The following is a 12,029-nucleotide window of genomic DNA, read 5'->3' on the forward strand; positions in this document are numbered from 1 at the left end:
ATGACCGAGCCGTTTGATCCCAGCGCCTTTCTCTCGACCTGCAGTGGGCGCCCGGGTGTGTATCGCATATTCGACAGCGATGCGCGCCTGCTTTACGTGGGCAAAGCCAAGAACCTGAAGAAGCGCCTGGCGAGTTACTTCCGCAAGACTGGCCTGGCGCCCAAGACCGCCGCGCTGGTTGGTCGTATCGCCCAGGTCGAAACCACCATCACCGCCAATGAAACCGAAGCGCTGCTGCTCGAGCAGACGCTGATCAAGGAATGGCGGCCGCCCTATAACATCCTGCTGCGGGACGACAAGTCCTACCCCTATGTCTTCCTGTCGGACGGCGCATTTGCGCGCCTGAGCATTCATCGCGGGGCGAAAAAGGCCAAGGGCAAGTATTTCGGGCCTTACCCCAGCGCGGGGGCCATTCGTGAAAGCCTCAGCCTGCTGCAAAAGACCTTCTTCGTTCGCCAGTGTGAAGACAGCTACTACAAGAACCGTACGCGGCCTTGCTTGCAGTATCAGATCAAGCGCTGCAAGGCACCCTGTGTCGGCCTGGTGACGCCCGAAGCCTATGCCGAGGATGTGCGGCACTCGGTGATGTTCCTCGAGGGCCGCAGCAACGCGCTCGCGGACGAACTGTCGGCGGGGATGGAGCAGGCGGCCAGTACCCTGGACTTCGAACGGGCGGCCGAACTGCGTGACCAGATCGCCTTGCTGCGCCGGGTGCAGGACCAGCAGAGCATGGAAGGTGGCACGGGTGACGTCGACGTGGTGGCGGCGTTCACCAACCCGGGAGGCGCCTGCGTGCACCTGATCAGTGTGCGTGGTGGCCGGGTACTGGGCAGCAAGAACTTTTTCCCGCAGGTGGGTATTGAAGAAGACGTGGCCGAGGTCATGGCGGCGTTTCTTGGACAGTATTACATCAGCAGTCCCGAGCGGGACTTGCCGAGCGAGCTGATCGTCAACGTGGTCCATGACGACTTCCCGACCCTGATCGAGGCCATTCATGGGCTGCGCGGTCGCGAATTGACCATCAGCCACAGGGTACGCGGTACCCGGGCGCGCTGGCAGCAGTTGGCGGTGACCAATGCCGAGCAGGCCCTGGGCGCGCGCTTGGCCAATCGTCAGCATGTGGCCGAACGGTTCGAGGCCCTGGCACAAGTGCTCGACCTCGATGAACCGCCCCAGCGGCTGGAGTGCTATGACATCAGTCACTCCAGCGGTGAAGCAACAGTGGCTTCCTGCGTGGTGTTCGGCCCGGAAGGGCCGTTGAAGTCCGACTACCGTCGCTACAATATCGAAGGCGTCACGCCAGGGGACGATTACGCGGCGATGCACCAGGCGCTGACCCGACGCTTCAGCAAACTCAAGGACGGCGAGGGCAAGTTGCCGGACATTTTGCTGGTGGACGGCGGCAAGGGCCAGTTGTCGATGGCCCGCGATGTGCTCAATGAACTGGCCGTTCCCGACCTGATTCTGCTGGGCGTGGCCAAGGGCGCCACCCGCAAGGCCGGATTCGAAACGCTCTACCTGAATGACGCCGCCCACGAATTTACCTTGCGCGGGGATTCGCCGGCGTTGCATCTTATCCAGCAGATCCGCGACGAAGCCCACCGCTTTGCGATCACCGGGCACCGGGCGCGACGCGGGAAAACCCGCCGTACCTCAACGCTGGAAGGGATCGCGGGAGTAGGGCCGACCCGGCGCCGGGACCTGTTGAAACATTTTGGTGGATTGCAGGAGCTGTCTCGTGCAAGCATCGACGAGATCGCTAAAGCACCTGGGATCAGTAAAAAGCTTGCAGAGTTGATTTATGCAAACCTGCACAGCGAGTAGAATGCCAACTCACCTCGTAGCCAGTTGTGCCGATGAATATCCCTAATCTGATCACCGTTCTGCGCGTCCTGCTTATCCCGATCTTCATTCTGCTGTTCTATTTGCCGTATCACTGGAGCTACATCGCCTCGAGTTCAGTCTTCGCATTTGCTGCCGCGACCGACTGGCTGGACGGTTATCTGGCCCGTCGGCTGGAGCAGAGCACACCGTTCGGGGCGTTTCTCGACCCGGTGGCAGACAAGCTGATGGTCGCCGTGGCCCTGGTGTTGCTGGTACAGGAACATGCCAACCTGTGGCTGACACTCCCCGCAGCCGTCATCATTGGCCGCGAAATCGTCATCTCCGCCCTGAGGGAGTGGATGGCCGAGCTGGGAGCACGGGCACAAGTCGCCGTGTCGAACCTGGGCAAATGGAAAACCGCCGCGCAAATGCTGGCGCTGGTGATCCTGTTGGCCAACCCGTCGGACTTCAGTTTCTGGGTACTGGTGGGCTATGTCTTGCTGATGGTATCGGCAGGCCTGACCTTGTGGTCCATGGTGCAGTACCTGAGCGCCGCCTGGCCGCATCTGAAAACCGATGTGGAAAAGAAATAAAAGTTTTTTGAATCAAGGGGTTGACGCGTAATCTATTTTCTATAGAATACGCCACACCAAGACGCGGGAATAGCTCAGTTGGTAGAGCACGACCTTGCCAAGGTCGGGGTCGCGAGTTCGAGTCTCGTTTCCCGCTCCAAATATACAAAAACGCCACTCAATAGAGTGGCGTTTTTGTTTGTGCGCGATTTGTAGGCATCAGCCTGCAAATTTCAGTTATCACCGTTCTCCAGGTATTAGACGAGAGCAAATCGATCAAAGAGATGGACCCGCCACAACAGCGGGTCCGAAGGTGGATCAGAGTGTCGGCAACTGCCCGATGCGGCCCATCATCTCGGTCACGATCTGCAGGTCGAGCATGAACTGTTCGACGGTCTTGAACTCGTTGTCGTTGTGGCCGGTGTATTTGACGTCAGGCATGGCCAAGCCGAACTGCACGCCGTTGGGCAACTCATGGACCGAGGTGGCGCCGGCAGAGGTGCCAAACGTGTGTTCCATGCCAAGGTTTTCGCTGGCCACGGTAAGCAGGGCCTTGACCCATTCACCCTTGGGGTTGCGGTACATCGGCTCGGCGATCGAGTAGTCGAAGGCCGGTGCGATGTGGGTCTTCTTGCTCCAGGCGCCAAGCTTTTCGGCGATTTCGGCCTTGAGCGCTTCTGGGGACTTGCCTTTCGGCACGCGCAGGTTGACCGCGAGCTGGAAGGCGTTGTCATCCATTCCGACATAGGTCAGGGACGTGGTCAGCGGCCCCATGAAGGCATCGGAAAAACCGACCCCCAATTTCCCGCCCAGGTAGTCCAGCCCCCAGTTGTCGGCGGCATAACGGGCGGCGTCGGTAATGTGGTTGTGCTTGAGCGCGACCTTGCCGTCGAGGCTGTTGATGAAGTCCAGCATCCTGGCCACCGGGTTGACGCCTGACTCGGGCTCGGAGGAGTGGGCGGAAACGCCGGTGACCGTGAGTTTGACGTCCTTGCCGACGACCTTGGCGCTTACCTCGAAGTTGCCGCCATTGCGCTGGGCATAATCAGTACCGGCCTGCTGCAGGCTGGCGGCCAGTTCGGCGGGCTTGTCAGTCACCAGGGTGGCGACCGACGTCGACGGAATCTGGTTGGTTGCCAGGCCGCCCGTCATCGAGGTGATTTCGGCGCCTTTACCCTCTGCGGTACGTCGGGCAAAGCTTGCCATGACGGTGCCGTAGCCTTTCTCGGCAATCACCACCGGGTAGCCGCCATCCAGCGCCAGGTTGTAGTTGGGTGTCGGGTTGCGTTCGAAGTAATAGGGGATGGCGTCGCCGGTGGTTTCCTCGGTGGTGTCGACCAGCAGCTTGAAGTTCCGAGCCAGCGGCAGCTTCTCTTCCTTGATGATTTTCATGGCGTAGAGCGTCACCACGATGCCGTTCTTGTCATCCTCGGTGCCCCGGCCATACAGGCGGTCGCCGACCAGGGTGACCTTGAACGGATCGAGTCGGGTGCCGTCTTTCAGGACCCAGTTCTCCGGGGTCACGGGCACCACATCGGCATGGGCGTGAATGCCCACGACTTCATTGCCGCTGCCTTCAAGGGATATTTCATAGACGCGGTTGTCGACGTTGCGAAAGTTCAGGTCGAAGGCTTGGGCGAGGCCCTTGAGCTTGTCGGCGATCTTGATGAACTCGGGATTCTCGTGCTGGGCAACGCCGTCCACGCGCACGGTCGGGATTGCCACCAGTTCGCGCAGGGTCTGGGTGGCAGCCGTGCCGTACTTCACCCGTGCATAGAGGCCCAGCAGGCGATGGATCTCGTTCTGTTGTTCGGGGGAAAGGGTCTTGTTGCCCTGGAAGGCACTGATTGCCGGGCCGAGGTCGTCGGTTTTGGCCAGGTCGCTCTTGGCCAGGCGTTCCAGGAACTGCCTGAAATCCGTTACCGATACGTCATTGAAGGTCTTGAGGATGGCCGCGCTCTGTTGCGGGGTGATGTTGGCGTGCGCTGACGTGGTGAACGACGACAGGCTGGCGAGCATCAGGGTGGTCGCGGCCAGGTGCTTGAGTGAAAAATCCATTGCTGGGGGCATTCCTTTGCAGGCAGTGAGTGAGAAGTGTCTGATCGATGAAACAAAACATTTCAAAACTAACACCGGGAGGGAGCGGTACGGGAGTCCCTGAAGTGGGATCTGTCGCACAGAAATGCAAAAGCGACGCAGAAACGAAAAAGTCCCCCCTTCGGGAAGAAAACACATCCTGTGTTCCAAAGGGTGGGTCACTAGAGGCGAGTCTCGTTTCCTGGGGCAATTTGCCCGGGCGTGGTGATGACAGAGCTGTTCCAGGAGTGGTACACGCCAAATCGGACAAACCGAACTCCCCCAAATACGACATTTGGCGCTATCCTTACGTCAAATGTCGCATGGAGGTAATCGGTATGTCCGTAGCAAATCAAGTCGACAAGCCGACCGTCAAATCCAGGGCAAAGGCAGCCATGACGGGGGCAACGAAGGTCGCCAGAAAGCCTACCGAGGTGCTGTTACATGGCCGCAAGGGTGATACGCGCATGTTGATCATCCGGTACACGCAGGAAGGTTTTAACCTGAGCGACGTCAGGGACATGCTTTCCACTTCGGATCTGTACATGGAGCAGGGGCTGGTTCAGCGCATCACAGGGAAGTCCATCAGAACGGTCCAGCGCTTGGCGAAAGAAACCAAGCCGGTACGGCTGAATCAGCAGCAGAGTACTGTCGCCTTCCAGTACGCGCAGACCCTGGAGCACGCCACCACCGTGTTTGGCAGTCAGCAGTTGGCCGAGGACTGGCTGAAGAAACCTTGCAAGTACCTCGACGGCCATGTCCCGCTGGAGCTCATCGACAACTCGTTGGGTTTCCAGGTGGTAGAGGACTACCTGGCCCGGATTGAACACGGGGTCTACCAATGAATCCTTTGCCCTGGGACGGGAGGTGGCACGCATGGCGCCTTGACCGCGAAGTCTACAAAGATACGTGGGACAGTGGCATTGGTGCGCAACGATCCGGTGGTCGATGGAATCCTCCCGGCCGCCGGGTTATCTACGCTTCGGCCGACCCGTCCACAGCCATCCTGGAGGTCGCGACCCACCTGGGCTTTGATGCCCTCGACAGGGTGCCTCATGTGCTGACGCGCTTCGAAGTGCTGGATCCGGGACTCATCAAGGTTGTTCAACCTCAGGACGTGCCGAACCCGAACTGGCTCATCCCGTCTCAACCCTCGCCCAATCAGCAACAGTTTGCTGATGAGTTGCTGGCCCGGCATCCCTTCGTGCTCATCCCTTCTGCAGTGACTCGTCATTCGTGGAATCTCCTGGTCAGCTGCGACTTGGCCGAGGATCAATTCAAGCTTGTCACTCAGGAGCGCTTTGGTCTGGACACCCGTTTGATCAAGTAAAGGTTGCCTGGCCGGTGAGTACTCAGCCGTCGCCGTTCTTCCGAGTCAATCTGCTTGAGGGGGGAGCGCAACAAGCTTCGTCGTTCAGGTAGCGTCGCCCTTCAGCGCCGTAAGGTATCGCGCGACTGGGCGCGCGATCTCTGTGCAGGCAGGGCGGCGCTTCAGGGCCGAGGTACAGACAGGCTCAAGACTTGGCCGTCGTCAGTCCGGGCTCGGTCAGCGGTGCCGCACGGGCAATGACGCTGATGATGGTCAATGCTGCGATCACCAGCCCCGGTGAGGTTGCCAGCAGTACCCCGGCAGTGCCGGCACCGGCCGCCAGGATCTGCCCCGCGGCCAAGGGCCCGGCCACTGAGCCCAGGCGACCGATGGCCACGGCTGCGCCGACCCCGGTGGCACGCACCAGGGTCGGGTAGGACGGCGGTGCGAGGGCGTACAGCACCAGTTGCGCAGCCATCACAAACAGCCCCGCGGCAAACCCGGCGATGCCCATGGGCACGATGCCCACCGACAGGCCGACCCCGGTCAGCGCCGCCAGCAATCCGGCATAGATAAACAGCACCACCTTGATGCTGTTGCAGCGATCCAGCAGCAGCCCGCCGAGCAGCGAGCCGAGGGCGCCGCCGATGTTGAACAGCATCTGCACCAGGCCGGCCTGGGGTTTGGTGAAACCTTGTTCCAGCAGCAGCGACGGCAGCCAGTTGAGCAGCATGTACATCACCGTCAAGGTGAAAAAGTAGCTCAGCCACAAGGCCAGCGTGACGCGGGCCCGGCCTTCGCCGAACAGGGCCCGGCCGGTGGAGGTGTGCGCCACGCGGGCGTTGCCTTGTTGCAAGCGAAAGGCGCTGGACTCGGGCAGCAGCAGGATCATCAGTGGCACCACCAGCAAGGGCGCGAGGCCGCCGATGATGAAGGTCGCCTGCCAGTGATCGGTGAACAGCATGGCAACCACCGCTGCCAGGGCGCCACCCAGCGGCACGCCGGCATACATGATGCTGATGGCGGTGCCGCGGCGTTGCTCGCCCACCGCCTCGGCACACAGGGCGATCAGGTTGGGCAGGGCGGCGCCCAGGCCCAGGCCGGTCATGAAGCGCGCCAGCAGCAGGCTGGAGAAGCTACCGACGTAGGCAGTGCTGAGGGAGAACACGCCGAACAGCAGCACGGCACCGATCAGGATTTTCTTGCGGCCGATGCGATCGGCGATCCAGCCACCGAAGAACGCGCCGGGCAGCAGGCCGATGATGCCGGCACTGAACACCCAGCCCATCATTTTCGGGTCCAGGGCAAAGGTCTGGCGCAGGCCCGCGGCGGCAGTGCCGGCGGCTTGCAGGTCGAAGCCTTCGATCAGTGCAACGATAAAACACAGGGCAATGGTCAACGTCGTGCGACGTGATGGGGTGTCCATGGCGAACCTCATTATTGTTTTTGTTGGGGCTGACAGGTGAAGCAAGCAGGCCCGCATCAGGCGATGGTGGGCTGGAATTAAGATTAACAAATATAACTAAAAAATGAACGACCCAGAGTATTGCCTGAAAAAGTAGATAAATTACTTTTAAATCAACTGGATGGCATGCGGAGACAAGCTTGTCTTTAAAATAGATAACAATATTAATGTTCGATTATCGGTCACTGCGGATTGACGCCAGCCCTCGGCTGTTTCCATTCTCTGGCCGCAGACTCCCGGGACAACCCGGGTCTCGCGCTTAAAAAAACAACAACAAAGAGTGGACATCGAACATGCAAAATCCCCCTCGGGATGCCCTTGCGGCGACCCCCGCCTTACCTGTTCACGCACGCTGCCTGGCCGTGTTGGGCTTGAGCGTGATTGCCAGTCCGGCGCTGGCCGAAGGCTTCGTGGACGACAGTCACGGCACCCTGACCCTGCGCAATTACTACCTGGACCGGGAGTACAAGGACGACGGGGCGAAAACCGCGGCCCGGGAATGGGCCCAGGGGTTCATCATGAATGTGGAGTCGGGGTACACCCCTGGGGCCGTCGGCTTCGGCCTGGACGCCCGGGGATTGCTGGGGGTCAAGCTGGACTCCGCGCCTCATCGCAGTGGCACCGAGTTGCTGCCGGTGTCCAGCAGCGACAAGCGTGCGGCGGACGAGTATTCGCGCCTGGCCATGACCGGCAAGTTTCGCGTTGCCCAGACCACGGTGAAGACCGGCGATGTCTCGATCTTCCTGCCGTTCGCCTTTGCCAGCCCATCGCGGTTGTTGCCGCAGACGTTTCGCGGCACCACCCTCAGTTCCAGGGATATCGATGGGCTGACCCTCAACACTGGCTACATCGATCGCATCAACAAGCGTGATTCCACCAACTACCAGGCGATGAGCATTGCTTCGCCCAACCGGCGTTTCAACGGCGCGGCCACCACTTCGCACATGGCTTATGTCGGCGGCGATTACCAGGTGAACGAGGACCTCAGCCTGCGCGCCTATCACGCCGAGGTGGCCGAGTTGTACCAGCAGAACACCTTGGCCCTGCTGCACAATCTGCCCGTGGGCGAGGGCGTACTGACCAGCGACCTGCGCAGCTTCTTCAGTGATGAAGACGGCAGTGCCAAGGCCGGCAAAGTCGACAACCGCAACCTTTCAGCGCTGTTTGGCTATCGCCTGGGCGGCCATCGGGTGAGCCTGGGCTACATGCACGCCAGTGGTGACACAGCGACGCCCTATGTGTCGGGCACCGAGTTGATGGGCATGAGCGAGTTGACCATGAGTTCGGACTTTCTCAACGCCAAGGAGCGGACCTGGCAGGCGATCTACGACTATGACTTTGCCGCCGCCGGGGTGCCTGGCCTCAAGAGCCGGCTGCGCTATGTGCGCGGTGACCATATCGAACTGGCGGCCCTGAATGCCGACGACCGCAAGGAGCGTGAGTTCCAGATGGAGCTGGGGTATGTGATCCAGAGTGGTCCGCTGAAAAACCTCGGGCTGTTGGCGCGCAAGTCGATCTATCGCAATGACTTCCCCTCTGGCGCGGCGTTCCGCGATGAAAACCAGACCCGCTTCCAGGTGCTGTACAGCGTGCCGATCTGGTAAGGGAGCCCTGCCCAGGGCTGCCGCCGGCCGTTCCTCGCGGTGGGGGAGCGTGCCGGCGTTTTGGGTTATGCCTGGTAGACCTTTCGCAGTAGCCTGAGCAGTTCGTCCCGTTCCTGGCTGTCGAGGGCCGACGTGGATTCCTGGTCGCTCTGGGCGGCGATCTGTTTCAACTCCTTGAGCAGGGCCTCGCCGGTCTTGCTGAGAAAGATCCCGTAGGAGCGCTTGTCCGGCTTGCACCGCACCCGCACCGCCAACGCCCGTTCTTCCAGCTTGTTGAGCAGTGGCACCACTTGCGGCGGCTCGATGGCCAGCGCCTTGGCCAGGTCAGCCTGCATCAGCCCCGGGTGCTGTTCGATGATCGCCAGGGCCGAAAACTGTGCCGGCCGCAGGTCGTAGGCCGAGAGCCGGCCAATCAGGTTCTGGAACAGTTTCAACTGTGCCCGGCGCATGGCGTAGCCGATCAGGTCGTCCAGGGCGGCGTCCAGCGGCGCCTGGGTTTCGGTGGTGGCGTCCGGAGCCTGGGGGGCAGCGGCAATCGTGGAAGACTTGGCCATGACAGGGTCAATCCTCGGGCTGGCGGTTAAGAAGACTATCTAGTTTGCCGAGTTTGGCCGGGGATAGCCATGAGCATTGTCATATATCCGGGTTCCTGGCTCGGCTCATGGGTTGAAAATGCTTTGTTAAAATTGTTAATAGTTAATTGACATAACTAATTCGTCGGTTTAGTTTTTGCTCATCTTCAAACCCAGAACAAGAGAGAGCATCGCCATGAGCAACTACGAAGGTCGCTGGACAACGGTCAAGGTGGAAATCGACGAAGGCATCGCCTGGGTCATCCTCAACCGCCCGGAAAAACGCAACGCCATGAGCCCGACCCTGAACCGCGAGATGATCGACGTTCTGGAAACCCTGGAGCAGGATCCGGCCGCTGGCGTGCTGGTGCTCACCGGTGCCGGCGATGCCTGGACCGCGGGCATGGACCTCAAGGAATACTTCCGCGAAGTGGATGCCGGTCCGGAAATCCTTCAGGAAAAAATCCGTCGCGAAGCCTCTCAGTGGCAATGGAAACTGCTGCGCATGTACGCCAAGCCGACCATCGCCATGGTCAACGGCTGGTGCTTCGGTGGCGGTTTCAGCCCGCTGGTGGCCTGTGACCTGGCGATCTGCGCCGACGAGGCGACCTTCGGCCTGTCGGAAATCAACTGGGGCATCCCGCCGGGCAACCTGGTGAGCAAAGCCATGGCCGACACCGTGGGTCATCGCCAGTCGCTGTACTACATCATGACCGGCAAGACCTTTGGCGGGCAGAAGGCCGCCGAGATGGGCCTGGTCAACGAGAGCGTGCCCCTGGCGCAACTGCGCGAAGTGACTATCGAGCTGGCGCGCAACCTGCTGGAGAAAAACCCGGTGGTGCTGCGAGCGGCCAAGCATGGTTTCAAACGTTGCCGCGAACTGACCTGGGAGCAGAACGAGGATTACCTCTACGCCAAGCTCGACCAGTCGCGCCTGCTGGACACCGAAGGCGGTCGCGAACAGGGCATGAAGCAGTTCCTCGACGACAAGAGCATCAAGCCTGGTTTGCAGACGTACAAACGCTGACCCCCGGCGGTGCACGGAGGGCAGGCTGGCCGGGTGATCGAACGCCCGCCAGCGCCTGGCCCCGGTGCTCCCCTCCAACGTATTCCCGACAAAGACAATAAAGAGGAATTCCCATGCTGGACGTGCCCCTGCTGATCGGCGGCCAGTCGTGCCCCGCCCGTGACGGTCGAACCTTCGACCGGCGTAATCCGGTGACCGGTGAAGTCGTGTCGCGGGTGGCCGCCGCCACCCTGGAAGATGCCGATGCCGCCGTGGCCGCGGCCAAGGCGGCGTTTCCGGCCTGGGCAGCCTTGGCCCCCAATGAACGACGCACCCGGCTGCTGCGTGCGGCCGAACAGCTGCAGGCCCGCAGTGCGGAGTTCATCGCGGCGGCCGGCGAGACCGGCGCCATGGCCAACTGGTACGGCTTCAACGTGCACCTGGCGGCCAACCTGTTGCGCGAAGCCGCCTCCCTGACCACCCAGATCAACGGCGAGGTGATTGCGTCCGATGTCCCCGGCAGTTTCGCCATGGCCCTGCGTCAGCCCTGCGGCGTGGTGCTGGGTATTGCGCCGTGGAATGCCCCGGTGATCCTCGCCACCCGTGCCATCGCCATGCCGTTGGCCTGTGGCAACACCGTGGTACTCAAGGCCTCGGAACTGAGCCCGGCGGTGCATCGGCTGATCGGCCAGGTATTGCAGGATGCGGGCCTGGGCGATGGCGTGGTCAACGTCATCAGCAACGCGCCCGCGGATGCCGCGGCCATAGTCGAGCGGCTGATCGCCAACCCTGCGGTACGTCGGGTCAACTTCACCGGCTCGACCCATGTCGGGCGCATCGTCGGTGAACTGTCGGCGCGGCATCTCAAGCCGGCCTTGCTGGAGCTGGGCGGCAAGGCGCCGTTCCTGGTGCTGGACGACGCCGACCTGGAGGCCGCGGTGCAAGCCGCCGCCTTTGGCGCCTACTTCAACCAGGGGCAGATCTGCATGTCCACCGAGCGCCTGATCGTCGACACCCAGGTGGCCGATGCCTTTGTCGCCCGGCTGGCGGCGAAGATCGCCACCTTGCCGGCAGGCAACCCGGATGCCGGGGATTCAGTCCTCGGTTCCCTGGTGGACGCCAGCGCCGGCGAGCGCATCAAGGGGTTGATCGACGATGCCCTCGACAAGGGCGCCACCCTGGTCACGGGCGGCCAGTTGGAAGGCAGCATTCTGCAACCGACCCTGCTCGACGGCGTCACCGCTGACATGCGCCTGTATCACGAAGAGTCCTTCGGCCCGGTAGCCGTAGTGCTACGTGCCGAGGGCGATGAAGAACTGCTGCGCCTGGCCAACGATTCCGAGTTCGGCTTGTCGGCGGCGATCTTCAGTCGCGACACCAGCCGCGCCCTGGCCCTGGCCCAACGGGTCGAGTCAGGCATCTGCCATATCAACGGCCCGACCGTGCACGACGAGGCGCACATGCCATTCGGCGGGGTGAAGTCCAGTGGCTACGGCAGTTTTGGCGGCAAGGCGGCCATTGAGCAGTTCACCCAGTTGCGTTGGGTCACCTTGCAGAACGGTGCACGGCACTACCCGATCTGAGCATCCGTCGCACCGTCG

Annotated in this window: 10 protein-coding genes and 1 tRNA gene; 8 read left to right on the forward strand and 3 right to left on the reverse strand. The window is 61.5% G+C overall.

What is annotated here, in order from left to right; all coding sequences use genetic code 11:
• From uvrC to CKW07_RS01945, 3 genes are all read left to right on the forward strand, one after another.
• Nucleotides 1–1,824 carry an excinuclease ABC subunit UvrC gene (gene uvrC, locus CKW07_RS01935; protein ID WP_095143324.1) on the forward strand — a complete coding sequence of 608 codons (1,824 nt, stop codon included), beginning with the start codon at nt 1–3 and terminating at the stop codon, nt 1,822–1,824.
• Between the two features lie 32 nt (nt 1,825–1,856).
• Complete coding sequence (gene pgsA / locus CKW07_RS01940) at nt 1,857–2,417, forward strand: CDP-diacylglycerol--glycerol-3-phosphate 3-phosphatidyltransferase (RefSeq protein ID WP_095143325.1); 561 nt, start codon at nt 1,857–1,859, stop codon at nt 2,415–2,417.
• 63 nt (nt 2,418–2,480) lie between these two features.
• Nucleotides 2,481–2,556: transfer RNA gene (locus tag CKW07_RS01945), tRNA-Gly, on the forward strand.
• A 158-nt stretch (nt 2,557–2,714) separates the two neighbouring features.
• On the opposite strand, the gene CKW07_RS01950 is transcribed toward CKW07_RS01945, so the two are convergent.
• Complete coding sequence (locus CKW07_RS01950) at nt 2,715–4,454, reverse strand: dipeptidase (protein ID WP_095143326.1); 1,740 nt, start codon at nt 4,452–4,454, stop codon at nt 2,715–2,717.
• Nucleotides 4,455–4,867: 413 nt separating this feature from the next.
• On the opposite strand from CKW07_RS01950, the gene CKW07_RS01955 reads away from it, so the two are divergent.
• Both CKW07_RS01955 and CKW07_RS01960 read left to right on the forward strand, forming a co-directional pair.
• Entirely contained in the window at nt 4,868–5,317 is a 450-nt protein-coding gene (locus CKW07_RS01955) for an antitoxin Xre/MbcA/ParS toxin-binding domain-containing protein (protein ID WP_256577011.1), read from the forward strand.
• Nucleotides 5,314–5,802 (forward strand): RES family NAD+ phosphorylase, encoded by a 489-nt coding sequence (locus tag CKW07_RS01960; RefSeq protein ID WP_095143328.1) that lies wholly within the window; start codon nt 5,314–5,316, stop codon nt 5,800–5,802. The genes CKW07_RS01955 and CKW07_RS01960 overlap by 4 nt, the downstream gene beginning before the upstream one ends.
• 184 nt (nt 5,803–5,986) lie before the next feature.
• Here the strand turns inward: CKW07_RS01960 and mhpT are convergent, their stop codons facing one another.
• A complete protein-coding gene (gene mhpT / locus CKW07_RS01965; RefSeq protein WP_095143329.1) occupies nt 5,987–7,207 on the reverse strand; it encodes a 3-(3-hydroxy-phenyl)propionate transporter MhpT in 1,221 nt (406 codons plus the stop codon).
• Nucleotides 7,208–7,539: 332 nt separating this feature from the next.
• Between mhpT and CKW07_RS01970 the strand changes: the two genes are divergently transcribed.
• Nucleotides 7,540–8,850: an OprD family porin gene (locus CKW07_RS01970; protein ID WP_095143330.1), complete on the forward strand. Its 1,311-nt coding sequence runs from the start codon at nt 7,540–7,542 to the stop codon at nt 8,848–8,850.
• A gap of 65 nt (nt 8,851–8,915) precedes the next feature.
• Here CKW07_RS01970 and CKW07_RS01975 read toward each other — a convergent pair whose 3' ends face one another.
• The gene (locus CKW07_RS01975) at nt 8,916–9,404 is read right to left on the reverse strand and encodes a MarR family winged helix-turn-helix transcriptional regulator (protein WP_095143331.1); all 489 of its coding nucleotides are present in this window, start codon (nt 9,402–9,404) and stop codon (nt 8,916–8,918) included.
• 214 nt (nt 9,405–9,618) lie between these two features.
• Between CKW07_RS01975 and CKW07_RS01980 the strand changes: the two genes are divergently transcribed.
• Nucleotides 9,619–10,449, forward strand: coding sequence for a p-hydroxycinnamoyl CoA hydratase/lyase (locus CKW07_RS01980; protein ID WP_095143332.1), 831 nt, complete (start codon nt 9,619–9,621; stop codon nt 10,447–10,449).
• Between the two features lie 113 nt (nt 10,450–10,562).
• Nucleotides 10,563–12,011, forward strand: a complete 1,449-nt coding sequence (locus tag CKW07_RS01985) for an aldehyde dehydrogenase (RefSeq protein ID WP_095143333.1) — start codon at nt 10,563–10,565, stop codon at nt 12,009–12,011.
• The last annotated feature ends 18 nt before the right edge of the window (nt 12,012–12,029 follow it).

The sequence above is a fragment of the Pseudomonas sp. Irchel s3b6 genome (assembly GCF_900187415.1).
GTDB lineage: Bacteria > Pseudomonadota > Gammaproteobacteria > Pseudomonadales > Pseudomonadaceae > Aquipseudomonas.